The sequence below is a fragment of the Streptomyces sp. AgN23 genome (genome assembly GCF_001598115.1).
Taxonomy (GTDB): Bacteria; Actinomycetota; Actinomycetes; order Streptomycetales; family Streptomycetaceae; genus Streptomyces; species Streptomyces antimycoticus.
In genome coordinates, this window is the sequence record NZ_CP007153.1 from 7,692,766 (window position 1) to 7,716,754 (window position 23,989).

Genomic DNA, 23,989 nt, shown 5'->3' on the forward strand with positions numbered 1-23,989 from the left:
GAAACGGCGCGCGCCGGGCGGGACCGATTCCTCGGCCCGCCCGGCGCGCGGCCGGACCACTGTCGCGTTACGCCGGGACGCTCGCGACGCCCGGAGCCAGGAACGTCTTCCCGTTCACCCGCTCCGAGACGCCCTCACGGTCCAGGTACGGCGTGATGCCGCCCAGGTGGAAGGGCCAGCCCGCACCGGTGATCAGGCACAGGTCGATGTCCTGCGCCTCGGCGACGATGCCCTCCTCCAGCATCAGGCCGATCTCCTGCGCGACGGCGTCCAGCACCCGGGTGCGCACCTGCTCCTCGGTGAGGACGGTGTCGCCCTGCTGGAGCAGCGCGGTGACCTCCGGGTCCAGCTCCGGCTCCGCTGAATTGCCGTCGGCACGGACGTAGAAGCCGCGCTTGCCCGCCTCGACCACGCGCCGGAGGTTCTCCGAGACCGTGAAGCGCTCCGGGAACGCGTCGTGCAGCGTCTCGGAGACGTGCAGGCCGATCGCCGGGCCGACCAGCTCCAGCAGTACCAGCGGCGACATCGGCAGGCCCAGCGGCTCGATGGCGCGCTCGGAGGTGCCGATCGGGGTGCCCTCGTCGATGACGTTCTGGATCTCGCCCATGAAGCGGGTCAGGATCCGGTTGACCACGAACGCCGGGGCGTCCTTGACCAGGACGGCGGTCTTCTTCAGCTTCTTGGCCACGCCGAAGGCGGTGGCCAGCGCCGCGTCATCGGTCTTCTCACCGCGGACGATCTCCAGCAGCGGCAGGATCGCGACCGGGTTGAAGAAGTGGAAGCCCACGACCCGCTCGGGGTGCTTGAGCTGGGACGCCATCTCGGACACCGACAGCGAGGAGGTGTTGGTGGCGAGGATGGCGTGCTCCGGCACGACCGCCTCGACCTCGGCGAAGACCTTCTGCTTGACGCCCATCTCCTCGAAGACGGCCTCGATGACGAAGTCCGCGTCGCCGAAGGCGGCGGCCTTGTCCAGCGAACCGGTCACCGCGGCCTTGAGGCGATTGGCCTTGTCCTGGTTGATCCGGCCCTTGAGCAGCAGCTTGTCGATCTCGCCGTGGACATAGCCCACGCCCTTGTCGACCCGCTCCTGGTCGATGTCGGTCAGGACGACCGGCACCTCCAGCCGCCGCACGAACAGCAGCGCCAGCTGCGAGGCCATCAGACCCGCGCCCACGACGCCCACCTTGGAGACCGGGCGCGCCAGCGACTTGTCCGGGGCGCCGGCCGGGCGCTTGCCGCGCTTCTGCACCAGGTTGAAGGCGTAGATCCCGCTGCGCAGCTCACTGCCCATGATCAGGTCGGCGAGCGCCTTCTCCTCGGCCTCGTAGCCCCGGGCGAGGTCACCGTTGCGCGCGGCGTCGATGATCTCCAGCGCGCGGTAGGCGGCCGGGGCCGCCCCGTGCACCTTGCCGTCGGCGATGGCGCGGCCGCGCACCACGGCCTCGTGCCAGGCGTCGCCGCGGTCGATCTCCGGCCGTACGACCTCGATCTCGCCCTTGAGGACGGAGGCGGTCCAGATCAGCGACTGCTCCAGGAAGTCCGCGCCCTCGAAGATCGCGTCCGCGATCCCGAGGTCATAGACCTGCTCGCCCTTGAGCTGCTTGTTCTGGTTGAGCGAGTTCTCGATGATGACGGAGACCGCGCGGTCGGCGCCGATCAGGTTCGGCAGCAGCGTGCAGCCGCCCCAGCCGGGGACCAGGCCCAGGAACACCTCGGGCAGCGAGAAGGCCGGCAGCGCCGCGGAGACGGTGCGGTAGGAGCAGTGCAGCCCGACCTCGACCCCGCCGCCCATCGCCGCGCCGTTGTAGTACGCGAAGGTGGGCACGGCGAGCGCCGACAGCCGCTTGAAGACGTCATGGCCGCCCTTGCCGATGGCCAGCGCGTCCTCATGACGCTTCAGCAGCTCCACGCCCTTGAGGTCGGCGCCCACGGCGAAGATGAACGGCTTGCCGGTGATGCCGACACCGGTGATCGTGCCGTCCGCCGCCTCCTTCTCGACCTGGTCGATCGCCGTGTTGAGGTGGGCGAGCGAGGCCGGGCCGAAGGTGGTGGGCTTGGTGTGGTCCAGGCCGTTGTCCAGCGTGATGAGCGCGAAGCGGCCCGCGCCCAGGGGGAGATCGAGGTGGCGGACGTGCGCCTGCGTCACGACCTCGCCCGGGAACAGCTCTGCCGCCCCCTTGAGAAGCTCTGCGGTGTTGGTCACTTGTTCCCCTCGAAGTGCGGGTTCTCCCAGATCACGGTGCCGCCCATGCCGAAGCCGATGCACATGGTCGTGATGCCGTAGCGGACCTCGGGGCGCTCCTCGAACTGCCGTGCCAGCTGCGTCATCAGCCGGACACCGGAGGAGGCCAGCGGATGGCCGAAGGCGATGGCGCCGCCGTACTGGTTGACGCGCTCGTCGTCGTCCGCGATGCCGTAGTGGTCCAGGAACGACAGGACCTGGACGGCGAACGCCTCGTTGATCTCGAACAGTCCGATGTCGTCGATCGACAGACCGGCCTTCGCCAGGGCCTTCTTGGTGGCCGGAACCGGGCCGTAGCCCATCACCTCGGGCTCGACGCCCGCGAAGGCGAAGGAGACCAGGCGCATCCGCACCGGCAGGCCCAGCTCCCGGGCGAAGTCCTCGGAGGCGACCAGCGAGGCGGTGGCGCCGTCGTTGAGCCCCGCGGAGTTACCGGCGGTGATCCGGCCGTGCGGGCGGAACGGGGTCTTCAGCGTGGCCAGGCCCTCCAGCGTGGTGCCCGGGCGCATCGGCTCGTCGGCGGTGGCCAGGCCCCAGCCCAGTTCGCCGCCCTCGGGGGAGGTGCGGCGCACCGAGACCGGCACCAGGTCCTGCTGGATCTTGCCGTTGGCGTACGCCTTGGCGGCCTTCTCCTGGCTGCGCACCGCGAACTCGTCGGCGCGCTGCTTGGTGATGTGCGGCAGCCGGTCGTGGAGGTTCTCCGCCGTCATGCCCATGAACAGGGCCGACTCGTCGACCAGCTTCTCCGAGACGAAGCGGGGGTTGGGGTCGACCGCCTCGCCCATGGGATGGCGGCCCATGTGCTCGACGCCGCCCGCGATGACGGCGTCATAGGCGCCGAAGGCGATGGATCCCGCGGTGGTCGTCACGGCCGTCATCGCACCGGCACACATCCGGTCGATGGCGTAGCCGGGGACCGACTGGGGCAGCCCGGCCAGGATGCCCGCGGTGCGGCCGATGGTCAGGCCCTGGTCGCCGATCTGCGTCGTCGCGGCGATGGCCACCTCGTCGATGCGCTCCGGCGGCAGATCCGGGTTGCGGCGCAGCAGCTCCCGGATGCACTTGACGACCATGTCGTCGGCGCGGGTCTCATGGTAGATGCCCTTCGGGCCCGCCTTGCCGAATGGGGTCCGGACGCCGTCGACGAAGACGACGTCCCTAGCGGTACGAGGCACGTTGGCTCTCCTCCAGGTGCGGGATGGCACTGCTGCGGGCACGCCCGGGGCGCGCCTCACAACGTCATGCTACTTATGAGTAACCAAGCTGCCCAGTCCTCACGACCGGAGGGTTGAAGGTCACAGCCGCGGACCGGCGGCAGCCGCCGCCGGTCCACGCGCGTCACATCAGGCCGGGGTTGCCAGCAAGGCGGCTGCCAGCACCGGGGTCACCTGGTCGATCTGCCAGGGACGAGCACCGTGACCTGCGAGAACGGAAGCGACCGCGTCCGTCGTCGGCTCGGCGGGCGGCTCCCAGCACAGCCGCCGGACGGTGTCCGGGGCGATCAGGTTCTCCTGTGGAAGATTCAGCCCTTCGGCCAGTTGGGTGACGGCCGCACGCGCCGCGGAGAGCCGCGCCGCCGCGGCCGGGTCCTTGTCGGCCCACGCCCGCGGCGGGGGCGGACCGGCCACTGGCTGGCCCGGCTGCGGGAGGTCGGCCTCCGGCAGCTCCCGCGCCCGGTCCACCGCGGCCTGCCACTGCTCCAGCTGGCGCCGGTTCATCCGGTGGCCGAAACCGCTCAGCGCGGCCAGCGCCCGCACATTCGCGGGCAGGGCCAGCGCGGCCTCGACGATGGCCGCGTCGCCCAGCACCTTGCCCGGCGAGACATCGCGGCGCTGGGCGATCCGGTCCCGGGCCGTCCACAGCTCGCGCACCACGGCCATCTGCCGGCGCCGCCGGACCTTGTGCATCCCCGACGTCCGCCGCCAGGGGTCCTTGCGCGGCGGGGCGGGCGGGGCCGCGGCGATGGCCGCGAACTCCTGATGCGCCCACTCCAGCTTGCTCTGCCGCTCCAGCTCCTCCTCCAGCGCGTCGCGGAGGTCGACCAGCAGCTCGACATCGAGCGCGGCGTAGTGCAGCCAGGGGTCGGGCAGCGGGCGGGTGGACCAGTCGACGGCGGAGTGGCCCTTCTCCAGGGCGTATCCGAGGATGTTCTCGACCATGGCGCCGAGCCCCACCCGGGCGAATCCGGCCAGCCGGCCCGCGAGTTCGGTGTCGAAGATCCGGGTGGGGATCATGCCTATGTCACGAAGACAGGGCAGATCCTGGGTCGCGGCGTGCAGAACCCATTCGGCGTCGGCGATCGCGGCGCCCAGACCGGAGAGGTCGGGGCAGCCGACGGGGTCGATCAGTGCGGTCCCCGCTCCGGCCCGGCGCAGCTGGACCAGATAGGCCCGCTGTCCGTAGCGGTAGCCGGAGGCGCGCTCGGCGTCGACGGCCACCGGGCCGTGGCCCGCGGCGAAGGTCGCGATGACCTCGGCGAGCGCGTCCGCGTCGGCGGTGACGGGCGGGATGCCCTCGCGCGGCTCCAGCAAGGGGACCGGCGCCGGGGGGAGGTCGTCCGGAGGAGCGCCCCCGGTGGTTCGCAGTGTCGTCTCTGCTGCGGTCTCTTGGGCGTCGGTCACCTGTCAAGGGTAGCTGTGTGCGGCGAGTACGCAGGGCGCCCGTCGACGGAACGTTCCGTCGACGGGCGCGGGGGTGGTGGGGAGAGGCGCGACGGCCGGGTGGGCGATACGGCTCAGTGGATGATCCCGGTGCGCAGTGCGACCGCGACCATGCCGGCCCGGTCCCCGGTGCCCAGCTTGCGGGCGATCCGGGCGAGGTGACTCTTGACGGTCAGGGCGGACAGGCCCATCGAGACGCCGATGGCCTTGTTGGACTGGCCCTCCGCAACCAGCCTCAGCACCTCGACCTCGCGGCCCGACAGCTCCCGGTAGCCGCCGGGGTGGCCGGGGGCGCCCGGCGGGCGGCGGTGCATCCGGGCGGCGGCGCCGAGCGGGGCGGTGCCGGGACGGCCCGGGATGCCGAGGTTGGTGCGGGTGCCGGTGACGACATAGCCCTTGACGCCGCCCGCCAGCGCGTTCCTTACGGCGCCGATGTCATCGGCGGCGGACAGGGCCAGCCCATTGGGCCAGCCCGCGGCGCGGGTCTCGGAGAGCAGGGTGAGGCCGGAGCCGTCGGGAAGGTGGACATCGGCGACGCAGATGTCGCGCGGATTGCCGATGCGGGGACGGGCCTCGGCGATGGACGACGCCTCGATGACGTCGCGCACTCCGAGGGCCCAGAGATGGCGGGTGACGGTGGAACGTACGCGGGGGTCGGCGACGACGACCATGGCCGTCGGCTTGTTCGGGCGGTAGGCGACCAGGCTGGACGGTTGCTCGAGGAGAACAGACACCAGGCCTCCTGGGGAGTTGTGGGACGGGTCACCACGTCCTTCGGCACCGATACGGCCTGGCTTTAGGGAATGATCACGATTTGGTGAGTAACAATTCGGGCAATTAGGACGACTGATCGATCACGGGCGCACTTTTTACGGGCTCGGTTCGCCTCCGGGGCGCAAAAGCCTCCCCCAGCTACCGCCGGGAGGTGCCTCCTGCCGACGGTCGACCGTGCTCGGTCGCCCGCGCGGCGGAGCCGCACATCGATACGAGCCCGAGGGCCCTGCGCGCGCTCTCCCTTTCGACGGCGACGCGCCCCTTCGGCTCGCCCCCAGCTACCGCTCGGAGGCGCCCTGGACCGGTCGGCCCAAGCACCCGGATACGTTGCGCGCGCCCGTCGGCTCAGTCGGTTGGCCGCTGGGAGGTGCCCCGGCCGGAAGGCCCGAGCACCCCGGAAGCTCCACGGCACCCCGGCGCCTACGGATGGCGCCCAGGGCGTCTAGCGGGCCTGGGGGCCCCGCCGTTGGGGCAGCGACACGACCCCCGCCTCCGCCGCTCCCGCCGGAGGCAGCCCGGCGATCTGGCACAGGAGGTCGCACCAGGCGGCCAGATGTCCCGCGGTGTCCGGCACGCCCAGCGGTTCCGCCGCGCCCTCTTCCGCGGGCTCGGGGCGCCGTGGGCCGGGGCGGGCAGGTTCGGGGGCCGGGTGGGCGGCCGGGGTCCACGACGCGCGGATCTCGATCCGGGTCGACGGCTCCCGTTCGCCCATCGCGCCGAAGTAGTGCGAGCTCGCCCGGGTGACCGTGCCGCTGGGCTCCCCGTAAGGCAGACCGCGGGCCTCCAGCGCGCCGGTGAGCCAGGACCAGCACACTTCCGGCAGCAGCGGATCCGCCGCGATCTCCGGCTCCAGGTCCGCGTGGACCAGGGTCACCAGACGGAAGGTGCCGCGCCAGGAGTCGTGTCCGGCCGGGTCGTGCAGCAGGATCAGCCGCCCCTCGGCCAGCTCCTCGTCGTCCGACGCGCCGGTGACCACCGCCTCCAGCGCGTACGAGTAGGGTGCGAGCCGACGCGGGGGTGGGGTCGGATCGAGCTCCACCTCGGGCCGTACCCGCACACCGCACATCGCGGCGACGGCATGCCGGAAGGCGGGAGGGGTGTCCTCACCGCCTGCTTCCGTGCCGTCAGGGCCGTCAGCACCGTTCGAGAGGTGTCCTTGAACCGCTGCCATGCCCGGAAGACTAGGCGTAGTGAGGGCCCTAACCGGGGAGGAACACCCGGGTTGGCGGGTCACTCGTTCGGCCCGTGCGAAGATTTGGGGCATGAGTGCCAATGAGCGGCCCTCGGGCCAGCAGCAGACCGGCCGCGCCGCGACTCGTGCCACAGCCGATTCGGCCTTTCTGCGGGCCTGCCGCCGGGAGCCGGTGCCTCATACGCCGGTGTGGTTCATGCGGCAGGCGGGGCGCTCGCTTCCGGAGTACCGCAAGCTGCGTGAGGGCACCGCGATGCTCGAGTCCTGCATGCGGCCCGACCTGGTCACCGAGATCACCCTGCAGCCGGTGCGCCGGCACCGGGTGGACGCGGCCATCTACTTCAGCGACATCGTCGTGCCGCTCAAGGCCATCGGCATCGACCTCGACATCAAGCCCGGAGTCGGGCCCGTTGTCGAGCGGCCGATCCGTACCCGCGCCGATCTGGAGCGACTGCGTCCGCTCGATCCGGACGATGTGAAGTACGTCACTGAGGCCATCGGGGCGCTCGTCGGCGAGCTCGGCGCGACCCCGCTCATCGGCTTCGCGGGCGCCCCCTTCACGCTCGCCAGCTATCTGGTCGAGGGCGGCCCCTCGCGCAACCACGAGCACACCAAGGCGCTCATGTACGGCGACCCGGCGCTGTGGGCCGCGCTGCTCGACCGGCTCGCCGACATCACCGCCGCCTTCCTCAAGGTCCAGATCGAGGCGGGCGCCTCGGCCGTCCAGCTCTTCGACTCCTGGGTGGGCGCCCTCGCCCCCGCCGACTACCGCCGCAGCGTGCTGCCCGCCTCCACGAAGGTCTTCGACGCCGTCGCCGGTTACGGGGTGCCGCGCATCCACTTCGGCGTGGGCACCGGCGAGTTGCTCGGACTGCTCGGCGAGGCGGGCGCGGATGTCGTCGGCGTCGACTGGCGGGTGCCGCTGAACGAGGCCGCCCGGCGGGTCGGCCCCGGCAAGGCGCTCCAGGGCAATCTCGACCCCGCCGTGCTCTTCGCCCCGCGTACGGCCGTCGAGGCCAAGGCGGAGGAGGTGCTGGAGGCCGCCCAGGGGCTGGAGGGGCATATCTTCAACCTCGGCCACGGCGTGCTGCCCAGCACCGACCCGGACGCGCTGACCCGTCTCGTGGAGTATGTGCACACAAGGAGCGCGTCGCGCGCACCTTCTGTGAAGGTCTGAACCAAGCGGGAACCCGGGTGCCTCCCGTGGCGTCGTGAGGGGCATGACCGACATGCCCGCCGCCGCGCTGTCAGATTCGCCAGAGTGTGTCCATTTCGTCGACGACTGGGACGGCATCCTCCACGAGACCTATGGCGGCGACGCGGACCGGGCCGTCCTGGACTGTGCCAGGCGGCTGGCGGCCGATCCCGCGGGCGAGGAGGCGTATGCCTGGACGCTCGGGCTGGTCATGATGGCCGCGTACATCGGCCGGTTCTCCCGTAAGGACGTCGCGGCGGCGGCCCTGGAGGCCCTCCACGCCACCGACCGGCGGCTGCGTGACCTGCCCTGCGCCCACCGGACGCATCCTTACGAGAGCGATCTGGACGACCGGATCGACCACTTCGTGGACGATCTGCCGCTGCTCACCAACGGATTGACCGAGGACGAGGACCCCGACTGGGAGGACGACGCGACCAAGGAGCAGTGGCTGTGCCCGCGCGATATCGCCGGGTACGCGCGGGTCGCCGTGGACATCATCGCCCCCGGCAGCGTGGGCGGCATCCCTCATCGGCTCCCGGCCCGCGACGCGCGCCGCGCCGAGGATCTGCGCTCGATCGTCTGGGACTATCCGAGCGCGGCCGTCGACCCCGGCCAGGAGCTGTCCGCCTACGCCAGGAACCTGGTCGCCAACCCGCTCGGCTATCACCGCGCCGGGCTCGTGGTCGTCCTGCACGCCGCCTGCTGGTACGCCGCCAGCGGCCGGATCCGCGACCGGGGGGTCCTGGACACCATGGTGGACGCACTGGAGGCGGTGCTGCCCGGCCTCGGCGACGCGTCCTGCGCGCACGGCGAGGGCGAGCACCCCGAGGTCGGCCGGGACACCGCGGAGCAGGCCACCGTGGGCATCCATCTGCTCAGCCCCGGCGGCCGGGGCGTCTACCGCCACTGGCACCGGGAGGAGCTGGAGACGGCGCCGCTGGAGGCGTGGCTGTGCCCGGCCTTCCTCGCCACGATCGCCCGCGAGGCGCTGGACCATCTGCGGACCGGCCGGGAGCGGCTCTTCGGCCTCCGGGACACCGCCCATCTGGACGAGGTGCTCGTACGTCCAGATGGACGGCTCGACGTCGAACGGCTCACCCACGCCGTGCGCTTCCGCTGCCGGGACGGACAGGCCGCGGAGGACGCGGGGCTGTGGGCCGCGCGGCGGTTCGCGGCGGGCCCGGCCGATCCGCGCGAGCGGCTGGTGCTGCTGCTGGTCGCCTGCTGGTCGGTGACCTCGGGCGAGGAGCCCCCGCCCGAGGCCGTCCGTCGGGATCTGCGGGCGATCCTCGGCGGGATGCGGACCGCCGCGTCGGCGGCCGAGACCTGCCCGCATGGGGACGTGCACCCCTGGGACGTGCTGAGCGAGCTGGTCGGGCGCCGTCACTTCGGCTTCCACGAGGACCCTTACGGTGCCCATCTCAACCAGCTGTACGCGCCCGGGGAGTACGACACGCCCGAGCGGCCCTTCGAGCCCGGGGCGTGGGGCTGCCCGCGCCATGTGGCGCGGCGGGTGCGGCTTGCGCTTCGGGTCCTCGACGGCGTGGGCTGATCGGCGAAGCGGTCTGGCCGGCCGCGGTCGCATGTACCGCGGCCGGACAGGCTCCCGTGGGGTGGCGCGCCTGCGGCGGGCTTTCCCCTACCCGCCCCTTCCCGCAACCGGGCTCCGCCCCGGCCCCCGCTCCTCAAACGCCGGAGGGGCTGGTTTTGGCTCCGGTGTCCCGGCCCCCGCTCCTCAAGCGCCGGAGGGGCTGGTTGCCCGTTAAACGCGGGAGGGGCTGGTTGCCCGTTCCTCAAGCGCCGGAAGGGCTGGTTTTCACGGTGCCCGCCGCCTTGCGTGCCGCCACCAGTACCGGGTCCCACACCGGGGAGAACGGCGGGGCGTAGCCCAAGTCCAGGGCCGTCATCTGCTCCACCGTCATCCCTGCGGTCAGTGCGACCGCCGCGATGTCGACGCGCTTGCCCGCGCCCTCGCGGCCGACGATCTGGGTGCCGAGCAGCCGTCCCGTGCGCCGCTCGGCGAGCATCTTCACCGTCATCGGGCGGCTGTCCGGGTAGTACCCGGCCCGGCTGGTCGACTCGATCGTGACCGCCTCGAACTTCAGCCCCACGGCGGCCGCTTCGGCCTCCAGCAGCCCGGTGCGGGCGATCTCCAGATCGCAGACCTTGCTGACCGCCGTGCCGACGACGCCGGGGAAGGTCGCGTAGTCGCCGCCCACATTGGCGCCGATGACCTGCCCGTGCTTATTGGCGTGGGTGCCCAGCGGAATGTGCCGGGTGCGGCCGGAGACCAGGTCGAGGACCTCTACACAGTCGCCGCCCGCCCAGATGTTGTCGTAACCGCGCACCCGCATGGCCAGATCGGTCAGCAGGCCGCCGTAAGGGCCCACCGGCAGTCCCGCCTCCTGGGCGAGCGTGGTCTCGGGGGCCACTCCGAGGCCCAGGACCACGAGGTCGGCGGGGTATTCGCTGACCTTGGTGGCCACGGCCCGCACTCGGCCGTCCTCGCCGGTGACCACCTCGGTGACCTCCGCGCCGGTCACGGTGTCGATGCCGAGCCCCGACATCGCGTCGCGCACCAGCCGCCCCATGTCCGGGTCGAGCGTGGACATGGGCTGCTCACCGCGCTCCAGGACGGTGACCTGGCAGCCACGCTGGATGAGCGCCTCGGCCATCTCCACCCCGATGTAGCCGGCGCCGATCACGACCGCGCGCTCGACCCGGGTGGACTCCAGGGTCTCCAGCAGGGCCCGCCCGTGCTCCAGGGTCTGCACCCCGTGGACGCCGGGGGCGTCGATCCCGGGCATGTCGGGGCGGCGGGGCCGGGCGCCGGTCGCGATGACCAGGTTGTCGAAGCCGTGCCAGTGCTCGTCGCCCTTGCCGTGCGGGTCGACGTCCCGCGCCAGGACGCGCTGCCCGGCGGGGTCGATCTCGACGACCTCGGTGTGCGTCCGTACGTCGATCCCGCGGCCCTGGTGGGTCTCGGGCGTGCGGGCGACCAGCTCGTCGGGGCCGTCCACCACCCCGCCGACCCAGTAGGGGATGCCGCAGGCCGAGTACGAGGTGAACTGGCCGCGCTCGAAGGCGAGGATCTCCAGTTCGCTCCGGCTCTTGAGCCTGCGGGCCCGCGACGCGGCGGACATGCCCGCCGCGTCGCCCCCGATGACCACCATGCGTCGTGCCGCCGCCATGTATGCCCCTCCGCCACTGGATGTCCGGCTATTGGGGACCAACCTATGCGCGCGAGGTGTTCTCCCGGATCAGCACATACAGCCCCGCGCCGGCGAGCATCAGCGCGCCGTCGATGTAGACCGCGTGCGTCCGGCTGCCGTAGTGGCCGAAGAGGGTGCCGCTGAGGGCCGGGCTGACCACCGCGCCGATCTCCCCGACCAGGTTGAACAGGCCGAAGGCCGCGCCGCGTTCGGCCCCGTCGACCACATCGTTGAGCAGCGCGTGTGCCATCGGCTGGAGCGCGTTGAAGAACAGACTGGTCACGAAGAGCAGGATGGACATCACCCAGAGGGAGGGCTTCTCATTGGTCCGCAGATAGGCGGCGAACATCAGCACCAGCACGCTCTGGACCACGGTGAACGCGATCAGCTGCGGCCGCCGCAGCCGGTGATCGTGCGGTCGGCGTACGAGAAGAGCCAGCCGCCCAGCAGCATGGCCCCACAGGGTGTTGATACGGCTGCCGGCCGCCCTGGGGCGCCTCCCGCCCCTGCGCGGTGGGCTCCGCGGTCACTTCGGGCATGTCTCCATGTCCCCCTTCGGGCCTGGGAGGTTCAGGCTCGGCAGCTCGGTGGGTGCCACACGGAATGTGACCGGATACCGGCCGCGGCAAGGCGCGCTCCGGGGGTCTTTCACCGACCGGAAGCCTCCGCGACGGGTTCTTGCCCCAGGGCGTCGGCGAGGGTACGGGAGATGCCGTGGGCGGCGACCCGCACGGCCGGGACCAGCCCCGGGGCCCGCCCCTCCGCGGCCGGCACCACCACCGACAGCGAGGCCACCACCTCCCCGCGCGGTCCGCGCACCGGGGCGGCGATGGACAGCCCGTCCATGGTGATCTGCCGGTCGCTGACCGCGATCCCGGTGCGCCGCACCTCGGCGAGGGCGGCCCGCAGCCGGTGCGGGTCCTGGATGGTCAGGTCGGTGTAGCGGCGCAGCGGGCGGGCGCACACCCGCTCGTACAGCCGTGGCGGCCCGTACGCGAGCAGCACGAGACCGACCCCGGTGGCGTGCAGCGGCCAGCGGCTGCCGACCCGGGTGCGCACCTGGACCGCCGAGTGTCCCGAGATCAGCTCGACATAGACCACTTCCAGGCCGTCCCGCACGGCGAGCTGGACGTTCTCGTGGGTGGCCTCGTACAGGTCCTCCATGAACGGCAGCGCCGCCTCGCGCACCCCGACCCCGCGCGGTGAGAGCGTCGCCACCTCCCACAGCCGCAGCCCGATGTGGTACGCCCCGGTGGCGTCGCGCTCCAGGGCGCCCCAGCGGGTGAGCGAGGCGACCAGCCGGTGCGCGGTGGCCAGCGGCAGCCCGGCGCGCCGGGCGAGGGCGGTGAGGGACAGCGAGCGGTGCGAGGCGTCGAACGCGTCGAGGACCGCCAGTATCCGGCCCGCGACCGAGCGGCCCGCGTCCGGGCCGCCGGGGGCGCGGGAGCCCGGTGGGCTCATGGGGGTGAGCGGGCCCGGAGCCGTCATGACAGCGGGAGGCCGACGTAGTTCTCGGCCAGCTCGGCGGAGGCGGTGGGGGAGGAGGCGATCCGCTCCAGTCGCGCGAGCCGCACCCGGTCCTCGAACGGGCTCTCGTCCGGGCGCCGGTGGAGCGTGTCCGTCATGAAGTACGAGAACCGCTCGGCCTGCCACACCCGGTGCAGACAGGTCTGCGAATAGCCGTCCAGCAGCTCGGGGGAGCCGGTCTCCTGGTGGTGGATCAGCGCACGGGCCAGCGTGAACACGTCGCTGACGGCCAGATTGAGCCCCTTGGCGCCGGTGGGCGGCACGATATGTGCCGCGTCGCCCGCCAGGAACAGCCGCCCGTGGCGCATCGGCTCCTGGACGAAGCTGCGCATCGGGGTGAGCGAGGTGGCGGTGATCGGGCCGCGCTCCAGCGTCCAGCCCCCGTCGAGCGCGAAGCGGGCCGACAGCTCGTCCCAGATCCGCTCATGGGACCAGTCGCCCGGATCGGTGTCGCCCGGCACCTGGAGGTAGAGCCGGGAGACCTGCGGGGAGCGCATGCTGTGCAGGGCGAAGCCGCGCCGATGGCGGGCGTAGATCAACTCATCGCAGGACGGCGCCACATCGGCCAGCACACCGAGCCAGGAGTAGGGGTAGGTGTGCTCGAAGGTGCGGACCCGGTCGGCGGGGAGCGCGCGCCGGGCGATGCCGTGGAAGCCGTCGCAGCCCGCCACGTAGTCGCAGGTGAGGGTCTGCTCGCGGCCTTGGTGGCGGAAGCGGATGACGGGCGCGGCGGAGTCCGGCTTCTCGATGGCCAGCGCCTCGGCCTCGAACAGCAGCGGGGGACCGCCCGGCTCCGCCAGCTGAAGCGCGATGAGATCCTTGACGATCTCGGTCTGGGCGTAGACCATCACCGACTTGCCGCCGGTGGCGGAGGGGAAGTCCACGCGGTGGCCACGGCCCTCGAAGCGCAGCTCGATGCCCTGGTGGGGCAGTCCCTCACGGTCCAGGCGCTCGCCGGCGCCGCACTCCCGCAGCACATCCACGGTGCCCTGCTCCAGGATCCCGGCCCGCTGGCGCCGCTCGGCATACGCCCGGTCCCGGCTCTCCAGCACCACGCAGTCGATCCCGGCGCGGTGCAGCAGACGGGCGAGCAGCAGCCCGGCGGGCCCGCCGCCGATGATGCCGACGGTCGTGCGCATCACATCGTCCCCTCGCTGTGGTGGTCCAAGCGACTCGCACTTGTTCGCTGAGTGAAACTTCGTTCATAATCGACTGGTGATGAGTCTCAGCCCAGTGCCACCACCTGTCAATGGCCCCGTCGGGCCTCTCGAGCGCGGCCTCGCCGTGCTGCGCGAGCTGACCCGGCTGGCCGCGCACGAGGGGTGGACGACGGTCCGCCCCGGCGATCTCGTCCGCGGTACGGGGCTCGCCCGGTCCGTGGTCGACCGCGTGCTGGGCACCCTCGAACAGCTCGGATACGTGACGCTCGACGGGCGCGACATCGGCCTGTCGGTCCGGCTGATGGAGCTGGGCAACGCGTATCTGGCCGCGAGCGGACTGCCCGCCGCGCTCGGCCCGTTCGCCCAGCGGCTCGCGGACGGACTCGACGAGTCGGTCTCGGTCGCCGTCCCCGACGGCGACGGCGTGCGCTTCGTCGTCCAGATGACCCGCCGCCGCACCATGTCCCTCGCCTTCCGCATCGGCGATCTGCTGCCCGCCGAGCGCTGTTCTCCCGGCGCGCTCTTCGCCGCGGAGTGGTCCGCGTCCGGCTGGGCCGCCTGGCGCGCCCGCCGTGCCGAGGACCCCCTGGACACCTCCTTCCCCGCGGTCTCGCCGCGCCACCGGCGCGCCTCCGACGGCGATTTCGAGGCCCACGTCAAGGAGGCCGCCCGCGACGGCTGGGCCGCCGACGACCAGCTGATCGAGCCGGGCCTGGTGGCGGTGTCCGTTCCGGTACGGGACGCCTCGGGCCGGATCGCCTGCGCCGTCAACGTGGTCAGCCACACCAGCCGCCATGACGTGGACTCGCTGCGGGCGGCGGTGCTGGGGCCGCTGGGTGCGGAAGTCCCGGCGATGGAGGCGGCGTTGGCGGCCCGGCGGGCATGCCCCGCCGCCGAGCGTGTGGGGGGCGCCCCGGGCGGCGCGCCGACGGCCCTGGGCGAGGACCCCGCGCGGATGGCCAAGCGGGAGCTGGGGGCGGGGTTCCTGCAGTCGCTCGCGCGCGGACTGGCCGTCCTGCGGGCACTGGGCGGGGCGGAGGGCGCGGGCCAGGGCGAGACGGCCACGGCGGGCGGCGGCCGGGGCGGAGGAATGACGCTCAGCGCCGTCGCGGAGGCCACCGGGCTGGCGCGGGCCACCGCCCGGCGCTCGCTGCTCACCCTCGTCGAGCTGGGGTACGTGGAGGCCGACGGCCGGGCCTTCCGGCCGCTGCCGCGCGTGCTGGAGCTCGGCTATGCCCCCCTCGCCGAACTCGGCTTCACCGACATCGCCCAACCGCATATGCGCGAACTGGTCCGCACCGTCCATGAGTCGGCCTCCCTGGCCGTCCTCGACGGCGGCGACATCCGCTATATCGCGCGCGTCCCCACCGTCCGCATCATGAGCGTCAACATCACCATCGGCACCCGCTTCCCCGCCTACGCGACCTCCATGGGCCGGGTGCTGCTCGCGGGTCTGGACGCCGACGCCCGCGCCGCTCGCCTCGCCGGGGTGCGGCCCAGGCCGCTGACCCGGCACACCGTGACCGACGTGCCCGAGCTGGTGCGCGTCGTGGAGCGCGCGGCGCAGGAGGGGCACGCCCTGGTCGACCAGGAGCTGGAGGAGGGGCTGCGGTCGCTCGCCGTGCCCGTAAGGGACCCACGCGGACGGGTGGTGGCCGCGCTCAACGTGGCGACCCACGCCGGCCGCGGCACCGCCGAGAGCGCCCGCCGCGAACTCCTCCCGGCGTTGCGCGCCACCGCGGCCCGGATCGAGGCCGATCTGGCGACGGCCTCGGCACATCACGCCCTGGGGGCGGGTGAGAGAGTGGGCACATGAGAGCGGCGAACACCCCGGGGACGGGACGCACCGGCCATGTGGTCGTCATAGGCGGCGGAATCGCGGGCCTCGCGGCGGCTCACCGGCTGCTGGACGGCGGGGCGCGGGTGACGGTCCTGGAGGCGTCGGAACGGCTCGGCGGCAAGCTGCGCGCGGGGGAGATCGAGGGCGTACCCGTCGACCTCGGCGCCGAGTCGATGCTCGCCCGCCGCCCGGAAGGCGTCGAGCTGGCGCGGGCCGTGGGCCTCGGCGACCGGCTGCAGCCGCCCGCGACCGCGACCGCGTCCCTGTGGACGCGCGGCGGGCTGCGCCCGATGCCCAAGGGGCATGTGATGGGCGTCCCCGGCGATCTGGCACCGCTGGCCGCCTCCGGGGTGATTTCGGAGGAGGGGCTGGCCCGGATCGCCCGCGACCGGGAGCTGCCGCCCACACCGGTCGGCGAGGATGTGGCGCTCGGCGAGTACCTCGCGGCGCGGCTCGGCCGCGAGGTGGTGGACCGACTGGTCGAACCGCTGCTGGGCGGGGTGTACGCGGGTGATGTGTACCGCACCTCGATGCGCGCCTCGGTCCCCACCCTCTTCGACGTGGCCCGCTCCGGCGGCCCGCTGACCGAGGGCGTCCGGGAGCTGGCCGAGCGGGCCGCGCGGCGGCAGGACGGCGCGGTGTTCATGGGCATCGACGGCGGGATCGGCCGGCTGCCGCTCGCGGTCGCCGACGCCGTACGGGCCGCGGGCGGCGAGATCCGCACCGGTGCGCCCGTACGGGAGCTGCGGCGCACCGCCGACGGCTGGACCCTCGCGGTGGATGGCACGGCCGGAACGGACGGCAAGGACGGCCCGCCGGTGGTGACGGCCGACGCCGTGGTGCTGGCGGTCCCCGCGCCCGCCGCCGCCCGGCTGCTGGCCACCGAGGCCCCGGCCGCCTCCACCGAGCTGGCCACCGTCGACTACGCCTCGATGGCACTGGTCACCATGGCCTTCCGGCGCGACGCGCTCACCGGCGTGGACGCCCTCGCCGAACGGAGCGGCTTCCTGGTGCCGCCGGTCGACGGCCGGACGATCAAGGCGGCGACGTTCTCCAGCCGCAAATGGGGCTGGCTACGGGACGCCGGACCCGATCTCTTCGTGCTGCGTACCTCGATCGGGCGGTTTGACGACGAGGTGGATCTGAAGCGGGACGACGCCGACCTGGTAAGGATGTCGCTCGTCGATCTCGGCGAGGCCATTGGCCTGACGGCCCGGCCCGTCGCGAGCCGGGTGGACCGCTGGGACGGCGGACTGCCGCAGTACCCGGTGGGCCATCTCGACCGGGTGGCCCGCATCCGCGCCGAGGTCGCCAAGGTGCCGGGGCTGGGGGTATGCGGCGCGCTCTACGACGGGGTGGGCATCCCGGCGTGCGTCGGCAGCGCCCGTAAGGCGGCCGACGAGCTGCTGGGCGCGCTGACGGCCACCCTGGAGCAGGGCTCCGGAGCCGGAGAGCGAGAATAGGGCCATGACTGCTGCACCTGAGAAGACTCCCAACGCCGGTAAGAAGGCCAAGGACCTCAACGAGGTCATCCGCTACACCCTGTGGTCGGTGTTCCGGCTGCGTGATGTGCTGCCGGAGGACCGCACCGGCTACGCCGACGAGGTCGAGGAGCTCTTCTCTCAGCTCGCCGCCAAGGACGTCACCGTGCGCGGCACCTACGACGTGTCCGGGCTGCGCGCCGACGCGGACGTCATGATCTGGTGGCACTCGGAGACCTCCGACGCCCTCCAGGAGGCGTACAACCTCTTCCGCCGCACCCGGCTGGGGCGGCACCTGGAGCCGGTGTGGTCCAACATGGCGCTGCACCGCCCGGCCGAGTTCAACAAGTCCCACATCCCGGCGTTCCTCGCGGACGAGAACGCGCGCGACTACGTGAGCGTGTACCCGTTCGTCCGCTCCTACGACTGGTACCTGCTGCCCGACGAGGACCGCCGCCGGATGCTCGCGGACCACGGCAAGATGGCCCGCGGCTACCCCGATGTGCGCGCCAACACGGTCGCGTCCTTCTCGCTCGGCGACTACGAGTGGATCCTGGCCTTCGAGGCGGACGAGCTGCACCGGATCGTCGATCTGATGCGCCACCTGCGCGCCTCCGAGGCGCGTCGCCATGTGCGCGAGGAGGTGCCGTTCTACACCGGGCGGCGCAAGGCGGTCTCCGAGCTCGTCGCCGGTCTGGCCTGACGCTTTTGCGGTAGTCGGGACGGCCTTACGGTCGTCCCGTACGGGCCCCGGCGTCCCCTTGCGGTCTCTTACGGCGTGCCCGGCATCGCGGCCGGCTGCTTGCCCGATTCGGGCAGCGGGGCCGGGGCCGGAAGCGGTGCGGGCTCCGGGCGCGGGGCGCAGGTGGCGGACCGGCCCGGCGTCCTCCCGGTCAGCAGATACGTGTCCACATGGCGGTTGACGCAGTCGTTCGGCCCGCCCCACAACCCGTGGGTGCCCGCCTTCCGCTCGGTCACCAGCGAGGAGCCGGGCAGCCGGTGCCACAGCTCCTTCGCCCCCGCGTACGGGGTGGCCGCGTCCCGCTCCGCCGAGAGCAGCAGTACCGGCGGCAGCGCGACCCGCCCCGTCCGGGGGCCCACCGCCTCCAAGTGCCCCACGTCGAGGGGGCGGCCGGGCTTCAGCGGCCAGAAGGCGCACGGCAGGTTCATCGCCACGTTGTCCCAGGTCTCGAAGGGCGCGCGGCGGGCGAGGGCGGTGTTGTCGCGGTTCCAGGTGGCCCAGGTGCGCGGCCAGGGCGCGTCGTTGCACTCCACGGCGGTGTAGACGGCGTTGCCGTTCTCGTCGTCGGCCGCCTGCGCCGGATCGGGCGCGGCGAGCGCGATCAGCGGCTCGGGGTCACCGTGCAGATAGCCGGCCAGCGCCCGGGCGGCCGGATCCCAGTAGGCGTCGTTGTAGCCGGTCCGCAGGAACGCGCTCTGGAGCTGGGCGGTGCCGACGACCCCGCCCGCCGGCTTGTGCCCCAGCCGCCGCCGCGCCTTCTCGTACGAGGCGAGCACCCGGGCATCGGTGGTGCCCAGGTGGTAGACGGCGTGGTGCCGGGCGACCCAGCGGCGCCAGTCCCGCCAGCGCCGCTCGAAGGCGACCGACTGGTCGAGGTTGTCGCGGTACCAGATCCGCCAAGGGGCGGGGTTGACCACGCTGTCGAAGACCATCCGGCGCACCCGCCCCGGGAAGAGCGTGGCGTACACGGCCCCGTAGTACGTGCCGTACGAGGCGCCCACGAAGGTGAGCCGCCGCTGGCCCAGCGCCGCGCGCAGCACCTCCAGATCGCGGGCGTTGTCCAGGGTGGTGTAGTGGGCGAGCGCGCGGCCCGTGCGGCGCACACAGCCCCGGACATAGGCGCGCGCCCGCGCCACCAGCCGCCGTTTGAAGGCGGCGGTGGGGTGCGGCGGGGAGCTGGTCGGCGCCTTGGCGTAGGCCGACGGCCGCTGGCAGGACAGCGGCGCTGAACGGCCGACGCCCCGTGGGGCGTAGCCGACGAAGTCGTAGGCGGCGGCCACCCGGCGGAAGGCCCCCTCGGCCGCGTACTCGGGGAACGCCATACCCGAGGCGCCCGGTCCGCCGGGGTTGTAGACCAGCGCGCCCTGGCGCCGGGCCTTGGGGCCGGTGGCCCGGACCCGGCTGACGGTAAGGCTGATGTGCTTGCCGCGGGGGCGGGCGTAGTCGAGCGGGACGGAGACCTTTCCGCAGGTGATGGGGGCGGCCAGCGCCTCGGCGCGCGGGCAGCGGCGGAAGGCGATGCCCCGCTTTGCCGCGCGCCGGGCGGCGAGCGTCACCCCGCGCGCCGCGACCGCGTCACCGGGCGGGGTGGCGGCCGTGACGGCCGATGCGGGCGAGCCGGACCAGGAGCTCCAGGCGGGCGCCGCGGGGGCGACGGGGACGGCGGAGACCGAACGGGGCGCGGGGGAGGCCGGGGCCGTGAGGAGCGCGCCCGCCGCACCGGCCGGGGCCGTGGCGGACGGCGTCGTCGTAACCGTCGTGGCGGTGCGGGCGGTGGACGCGGCGAGCGGGCGGCCGGTGGCGGGCGTCGCGAGCAGCGCGCTCATCGCCAGTGACAGGGACAGCGGGCCGAGGATGCCGTACGGCGCTGCTGCTCTCACTGGCCATCCCTTCGTGCATCGCGCGATGAAAGGGATATTTGGCGCGGCGGATGACCATGTAAAGCACCGGGCCACGGTGTCGGGGTCAATGACCCCAATGCCCCTTCAGCGCCGCGCGCAGCGCCCGGTCGGGGAGGGCGGCGGTGCCGTGCACCGCGAGCGCGGTGAGCACCTCGCCGTCGTCGCCATCGCCGCCCGGGCCGCTGCCCGAGCGCTGGGCGAGGGTCCGCCGCGGGGGCACGTCGATCCGGCCCAGCAGCAGCTGACCGGCCGGGGAGGCCCACCGCGAGTACGGATGCGCCTCGACCCGGGCGATCAGCAGACAGCTCACCGTCAGCAGCAACGGCAGCATGAACCACGAGGCCACCGGACCGCGCCCCGCCGCGGGCGGCACCAGCAGCAGCGCGGCGGCCGCCGTCGCCAGCACCAGCACGCAGGCCGCGCGCACGTGCCGCACCGCGACCGCCACATTCGTACGGGCCGAGGCGGGCACCGCGAGCCCCGCCGCCACCAGCCGGTCGCCCAGCGCCCGTACGGGGGCGGCGGTGGCGAGCGCGGCCCGCACCGGCCGCACCGGCGACTGGCCCTCCGGCCCTATCGCGGTGATCACGGACCGCTCCAGCTCGTCCCGCCCGTCCGGGACCACGACGGTGACCCAGCCGGTGTGGGCCAGCAGCAGCCGGCGCTCGCGGTACATCGTGACGAGGACCAGATCGCCCACCCGCCGCGGACCGCCCGACAGGAACGCCGCCTCGTACAGGCTCAGGCCCTTCGCGTCCGCCGCCGGATCGGGGTCCAGCGGCTGGGCGGCGGCAACCGCCGCCAGGCACAGACGGGTGCAGCTGACAACCGCCGCGCCCCACGCGACGAGCAGGAAAAGGACCCACAACATGGCCGAGTTCTACTGGACCCGACCGCCGTCGCGCCATTGTTTTCACGATATGAACGACTCGCCCGGACGCGCGGGTTGCCCGGACGCGCGGCTCGCTCGGGGGCGCGGGTTGCCTGGGGGCGCGGCTCGCTCGAGGGCGGCGACCGATCGCCCGCGACCCGTACGGCCATGGCGCGGGAGGCGTTGCGCGGGCCGCTGCGGATCGGCGAGGACGCTTGGCTGATCGGATGGGCAGTCGGGTGCTGGGCGGTTTCACGGGGCTACGGCTCGGGCCGGTCGCCCGTACCCGGCGCCCGCTGGTCGTGGCGCACGGGATCGTCATCGGCACGGGGCGTTTCATCGGGCGGCGGCTCGGCCTGGCCGCCCGTACCCGGCGCCCACTGGTGGCGCGCGGGATCGCCATCGGCAGCGGGCGCCGAGCGATTTACCGGGCGGCGGCTCGGCCCGGCAGAGCTACGGCCCACCGCCCGCAGCCGGCGACCACTGGTGGTAGTGCGTCATCGGCATGTGGGTGAGTTTCACCGGGCTGCGGCTGCCGCCAACACCTGGCGCCCGCCGGTGGTCGCAGATGCGCGGCGGGCCCTGCCGGGCCTCCTGGCGGCGACCCGGCCCGTCATGTCGCGGCTCAGCCGCCGCCGCATCCTCCGCCCCCGCCGCAGCTCGACCCCGAGGAGCCGCCGCATCCTCCGCCTCCGCCCCCGCCACAGGACGAGCCGCCGCACGAGGAGCCTCCGCAGCCGGAGCCGCCCCCTCCGCACCACGATCCGCCGCCGTAGTCCGAGGTGCCCGAAGACCCCGAGTCGCTCGACGACCCCGAACCGCTCGGTACCTTCTGCGCGTCCAGCATCTGCTTGCGCAGCACCGGATCGTCCGTCAGGGTGGCCGCCCCCGTCAGCGCGACGACGACCGCGACGGGGACCGTCGCGGGATGGCCGACGGACAGGGCGTGCCGCCGTTCGCCGACCCCCGAGTCCCTTCGGTACGCCACCAGCGCCCGTTTCCCGGCGGCGGTCAGCCGGCGCTTGGCCGCGCCGGTGCAGATTCCGCCGATGAGGAAGCCGGTGAAGAGCGCGGGGCCGATCGCGAAGATCAGTGGAAGTCCGTCGTCGGCCACGGAGTCGGCGGTCAACATGATGGCGAGGAACAGGCCCACCGCACAGAGCGTGTTCTGCGCCCGTGCCGCGCGCCGCCAGAACCGGAGGGCTTCCGGCCGCACCAGCAGCCCGCGTGCCGCCAGCCGGTCGCCGATCGCCTGCATTGAGGCACCGCGCATCAGCTCCCGGCGCAGCCACTTCAGGGCGCCGTGCGGGGAACTGGCACACAGCCGCAGCAGGTCCTCCTCGACCGGGCCGCGCGCGATCGGCTGCCGCACCGAGACCACGCCGGGGTCGCCGATCGCCAGCCGGCCGTCCGCGTACATCGCGCTGATCACGGTGTCCGCCGTCCGGCCCGGCCCACCCGCCAGGAAGGCGGCCTCCAGCAGGTCGTACGCCCGGGCGTCCACCGGCCCCACGGCCTCCCCGCGCCGGGCCCGGACCGTGCCGGTGATGAGCACCACCGACGACAGGGCGACGGCCGAGTAGACCAGGATCACCGCCGCGCTCATGCCGCTCGCCGCCCGCTCAGCGCGAGCCGGACCCGGCGGGCCAGCCGTGCCGCCGGATGGGACGCCAGGGGCGCGGGCCCGGACCGCTCCTGCCACCACAGCGTCAGGCGGCGCCGGGCCGCCGGGTCGTCGGGCCGGCCCTCCGCCAGCAGATGCTCGGCGAACGCCAGCGCGTCGCGGCGGTAGCCGCCGGTCATCGGGCGGCCGTCGGCGTACCGCGCGAACGCCGGGCGGTAGCCGGTGCCCAGGATTTCCGGCAGCTCCGGGGCCACTTTGGCGACCACGGACGCCCGCTTGGCCGTCAGCGCCGCGCTCTGCACCCGCAGCCGCCGCCGGTCGAAGCCTTCGGGCGGCGGGGTGCCTCCGACCAGCGCGGACAGCAGCGAGGTCTGGGCGAGCGCCAGCCGCTCCCGGACGGCGTCCGGCACGGGGGCGCCGGGCGCGGCGGAGGCCGTCGCCGGAGCCACGGCCCCTTCCACGACCCCCGCCGCCGTCACCGCGCGGATCGCGTCCAGCTCGCCCGCCAGCTCCCCGGCCGCCGGGAAGTCCTCGTCGCGCTCCAGCAGTACGCCGGGCGGTGCCGTACGGGCGCACAGTTCGGCGAGGACGTCGAGCACCGGCTGGGTCACCGGATGGGCGTGGCTGTCGTGCCACACCCCGTCCTTCTCCACCCCGCCCGCCACATGGACGTAGGCGATTGCCGACGTGGGCAGCTCGTCCAGCGCCTTGGCCGGGTCCTCGCCCCGGTTGACGTGGTTGGTGTGCAGATTGGCCACGTCGATGAGCAGCCGTACCCCCGTGCGCTCCACGAGCTCGGCGAGGAACTGGCCCTCGGTCATCTCCTCGCCCGGCCAGGAGATCAGCGCCGCGATGTTCTCCACCGCGAGCGGCACCGGCAGCGCGTCCTGTGCGATGCGCACGTTCTCGCACAGCACGTCCAGCGCGTCACGGGTCCGCGGCACCGGCAGCAGATGCCCGGCCTCGATGGCCGGTGACGCGGTCAGCGGGCCCCCGGCCCTGACGAACGCGATGTGCTCGGTGACCAGCGGCGAGCCCAGCGCCTCGGCCCGCTCGGCCAGCGCCCGGAGGCGGCCGGGGTCGGGCCGCTCGGCTCCCCCGAGGCCGAGCGACACCCCGTGCGGGACCACCGCGGTCCCGCGCTCGCGCAGCCGCTGGAGCGCGTCCGGCACATGGTCGGGGCAGATGTTCTCCGCCACCACCTCGACCCAGTCGATGCCGGGCAGCCGTGCGATGTCGTCGGCGATCTCCGGCCGCCAGCCGATTCCGGTACCGAGGCGCACCATGGCTCCCCCTCCTCGTTCCGTACCGCGTCCCCCGCGGTGTTGTTCTCGCGTGCCGAGGTGATGACCCCGTAGAAGGAGGACGAATCCCCCGGGCCCGTGGTTCAGAGCTTCATTTGAGCTTCGCAGCATGGCGGCGGAGGGGAGTCCGCGGGGCCGCCGGCAGGGGTGGCCCGGCGGTGCGAAAGGTCATCGGGTGGGTGGTGTCGCTGGTTATGGTCACTGTTGCAAAAAATTGGAGCCCTGTGGGGACAGACGTTGAGAGGGGAAAATAGGATC

General features: G+C 73.3%; 18 protein-coding genes. 5 read left to right on the forward strand and 13 right to left on the reverse strand.

Features of this window, described 5'->3' with window-relative positions; all coding sequences use genetic code 11:
* Nucleotides 1–67: 67 nt before the first annotated feature.
* The 5 genes from AS97_RS33435 to AS97_RS33455 form a co-directional block, all read right to left on the reverse strand.
* On the reverse strand, nucleotides 68–2,206 hold the full coding sequence (locus tag AS97_RS33435) for a 3-hydroxyacyl-CoA dehydrogenase NAD-binding domain-containing protein (protein WP_059141713.1): 2,139 nt from the start codon (nucleotides 2,204–2,206) through the stop codon (nucleotides 68–70).
* A complete protein-coding gene (locus tag AS97_RS33440; protein ID WP_059141714.1) occupies nucleotides 2,203–3,420 on the reverse strand; it encodes an acetyl-CoA C-acyltransferase in 1,218 nt (405 codons plus the stop codon). The genes AS97_RS33435 and AS97_RS33440 overlap by 4 nt, the downstream gene beginning before the upstream one ends.
* Nucleotides 3,421–3,588: 168 nt before the next feature.
* A complete protein-coding gene (locus tag AS97_RS33445) occupies nucleotides 3,589–4,866 on the reverse strand; it encodes a ribonuclease D (protein WP_059141715.1) in 1,278 nt (425 codons plus the stop codon).
* Between the two features lie 113 nt (nucleotides 4,867–4,979).
* On the reverse strand, nucleotides 4,980–5,639 hold the full coding sequence (locus tag AS97_RS33450) for a response regulator transcription factor (protein WP_014055528.1): 660 nt from the start codon (nucleotides 5,637–5,639) through the stop codon (nucleotides 4,980–4,982).
* A 482-nt stretch (nucleotides 5,640–6,121) separates the two neighbouring features.
* Entirely contained in the window at nucleotides 6,122–6,850 is a 729-nt protein-coding gene (locus AS97_RS33455) for a DUF3000 domain-containing protein (protein ID WP_210566172.1), read from the reverse strand.
* 91 nt (nucleotides 6,851–6,941) lie between these two features.
* Between AS97_RS33455 and hemE the strand changes: the two genes are divergently transcribed.
* Both hemE and AS97_RS33465 read left to right on the forward strand, forming a co-directional pair.
* Complete coding sequence (gene hemE / locus AS97_RS33460; protein WP_059141717.1) at nucleotides 6,942–8,048, forward strand: uroporphyrinogen decarboxylase; 1,107 nt, start codon at nucleotides 6,942–6,944, stop codon at nucleotides 8,046–8,048.
* 43 nt (nucleotides 8,049–8,091) lie between these two features.
* Nucleotides 8,092–9,621, forward strand: a complete 1,530-nt coding sequence (locus AS97_RS33465; RefSeq protein WP_236670471.1) for a hypothetical protein — start codon at nucleotides 8,092–8,094, stop codon at nucleotides 9,619–9,621.
* A 241-nt stretch (nucleotides 9,622–9,862) separates the two neighbouring features.
* Here AS97_RS33465 and AS97_RS33470 read toward each other — a convergent pair whose 3' ends face one another.
* The 4 genes from AS97_RS33470 to AS97_RS33485 form a co-directional block, all read right to left on the reverse strand.
* The gene (locus AS97_RS33470; RefSeq protein ID WP_125760520.1) at nucleotides 9,863–11,260 is read right to left on the reverse strand and encodes an FAD-dependent oxidoreductase; all 1,398 of its coding nucleotides are present in this window, start codon (nucleotides 11,258–11,260) and stop codon (nucleotides 9,863–9,865) included.
* A 43-nt stretch (nucleotides 11,261–11,303) separates the two neighbouring features.
* Entirely contained in the window at nucleotides 11,304–11,654 is a 351-nt protein-coding gene (locus AS97_RS33475) for an MFS transporter (protein WP_247204563.1), read from the reverse strand.
* 275 nt (nucleotides 11,655–11,929) lie between these two features.
* Complete coding sequence (locus AS97_RS33480) at nucleotides 11,930–12,742, reverse strand: IclR family transcriptional regulator (protein ID WP_086710517.1); 813 nt, start codon at nucleotides 12,740–12,742, stop codon at nucleotides 11,930–11,932.
* 23 nt (nucleotides 12,743–12,765) lie between these two features.
* Nucleotides 12,766–13,947 carry a 4-hydroxybenzoate 3-monooxygenase gene (locus AS97_RS33485; protein ID WP_086710516.1) on the reverse strand — a complete coding sequence of 394 codons (1,182 nt, stop codon included), beginning with the start codon at nucleotides 13,945–13,947 and terminating at the stop codon, nucleotides 12,766–12,768.
* 79 nt (nucleotides 13,948–14,026) lie between these two features.
* Here AS97_RS33485 and AS97_RS33490 point away from each other — a divergent pair, with 79 nt between their 5' ends.
* Genes AS97_RS33490 through hemQ form a run of 3 tightly spaced genes read left to right on the forward strand, consistent with a single transcriptional unit; the run spans nucleotide 14,027 to nucleotide 17,992 of the window.
* Nucleotides 14,027–15,784, forward strand: a complete 1,758-nt coding sequence (locus tag AS97_RS33490; protein WP_185930155.1) for an IclR family transcriptional regulator C-terminal domain-containing protein — start codon at nucleotides 14,027–14,029, stop codon at nucleotides 15,782–15,784.
* Nucleotides 15,781–17,271 carry a protoporphyrinogen oxidase gene (gene hemG / locus AS97_RS33495; protein WP_125760522.1) on the forward strand — a complete coding sequence of 497 codons (1,491 nt, stop codon included), beginning with the start codon at nucleotides 15,781–15,783 and terminating at the stop codon, nucleotides 17,269–17,271. Before AS97_RS33490 ends, hemG begins: the two co-directional genes overlap by 4 nt.
* Nucleotides 17,272–17,275: 4 nt before the next feature.
* Nucleotides 17,276–17,992 (forward strand): hydrogen peroxide-dependent heme synthase, encoded by a 717-nt coding sequence (hemQ, locus tag AS97_RS33500; RefSeq protein ID WP_059141724.1) that lies wholly within the window; start codon nucleotides 17,276–17,278, stop codon nucleotides 17,990–17,992.
* Nucleotides 17,993–18,060: 68 nt separating this feature from the next.
* On the opposite strand, the gene AS97_RS33505 is transcribed toward hemQ, so the two are convergent.
* The 4 genes from AS97_RS33505 to AS97_RS33520 all read right to left on the reverse strand — a co-directional run bounded on the left by AS97_RS33505 (nucleotide 18,061) and on the right by AS97_RS33520 (nucleotide 23,713).
* A complete protein-coding gene (locus AS97_RS33505) occupies nucleotides 18,061–19,911 on the reverse strand; it encodes an alpha/beta fold hydrolase (RefSeq protein ID WP_125760524.1) in 1,851 nt (616 codons plus the stop codon).
* Nucleotides 19,912–19,996: 85 nt separating this feature from the next.
* Nucleotides 19,997–20,803, reverse strand: coding sequence for a TIGR04222 domain-containing membrane protein (locus AS97_RS33510; RefSeq protein ID WP_059141726.1), 807 nt, complete (start codon nucleotides 20,801–20,803; stop codon nucleotides 19,997–19,999).
* 625 nt (nucleotides 20,804–21,428) lie between these two features.
* Nucleotides 21,429–22,409, reverse strand: coding sequence for a TIGR04222 domain-containing membrane protein (locus tag AS97_RS33515; RefSeq protein ID WP_210566173.1), 981 nt, complete (start codon nucleotides 22,407–22,409; stop codon nucleotides 21,429–21,431).
* Nucleotides 22,406–23,713 carry a DUF692 domain-containing protein gene (locus tag AS97_RS33520; protein ID WP_125761089.1) on the reverse strand — a complete coding sequence of 436 codons (1,308 nt, stop codon included), beginning with the start codon at nucleotides 23,711–23,713 and terminating at the stop codon, nucleotides 22,406–22,408. The genes AS97_RS33515 and AS97_RS33520 overlap by 4 nt, the downstream gene beginning before the upstream one ends.
* Nucleotides 23,714–23,989: the final 276 nt, after the last annotated feature.

Excerpts from the sequence above, each read along its gene's own strand:
- hemG (WP_125760522.1), top strand. The coding sequence starts at position 15,781 with ATGAGAGCGGCGAACACCCCGGGGACGGGACGCACCGGCCATGTGGTC.
- AS97_RS33480 (WP_086710517.1), bottom strand. The coding sequence starts at position 12,742 with ATGAGCCCACCGGGCTCCCGCGCCCCCGGCGGCCCGGACGCGGGCCGC.
- AS97_RS33465 (WP_236670471.1), top strand. The coding sequence starts at position 8,092 with ATGACCGACATGCCCGCCGCCGCGCTGTCAGATTCGCCAGAGTGTGTC.
- hemE (WP_059141717.1), top strand. The coding sequence starts at position 6,942 with ATGAGTGCCAATGAGCGGCCCTCGGGCCAGCAGCAGACCGGCCGCGCC.
- AS97_RS33455 (WP_210566172.1), bottom strand. The coding sequence starts at position 6,850 with ATGGCAGCGGTTCAAGGACACCTCTCGAACGGTGCTGACGGCCCTGAC.
- AS97_RS33485 (WP_086710516.1), bottom strand. The coding sequence starts at position 13,947 with ATGCGCACGACCGTCGGCATCATCGGCGGCGGGCCCGCCGGGCTGCTG.
- AS97_RS33520 (WP_125761089.1), bottom strand. The coding sequence starts at position 23,713 with ATGGTGCGCCTCGGTACCGGAATCGGCTGGCGGCCGGAGATCGCCGAC.
- AS97_RS33510 (WP_059141726.1), bottom strand. The coding sequence starts at position 20,803 with ATGTTGTGGGTCCTTTTCCTGCTCGTCGCGTGGGGCGCGGCGGTTGTC.
- hemQ (WP_059141724.1), top strand. The coding sequence starts at position 17,276 with ATGACTGCTGCACCTGAGAAGACTCCCAACGCCGGTAAGAAGGCCAAG.
- AS97_RS33515 (WP_210566173.1), bottom strand. The coding sequence starts at position 22,409 with ATGAGCGCGGCGGTGATCCTGGTCTACTCGGCCGTCGCCCTGTCGTCG.
- AS97_RS33470 (WP_125760520.1), bottom strand. The coding sequence starts at position 11,260 with ATGGCGGCGGCACGACGCATGGTGGTCATCGGGGGCGACGCGGCGGGC.
- AS97_RS33490 (WP_185930155.1), top strand. The coding sequence starts at position 14,027 with ATGAGTCTCAGCCCAGTGCCACCACCTGTCAATGGCCCCGTCGGGCCT.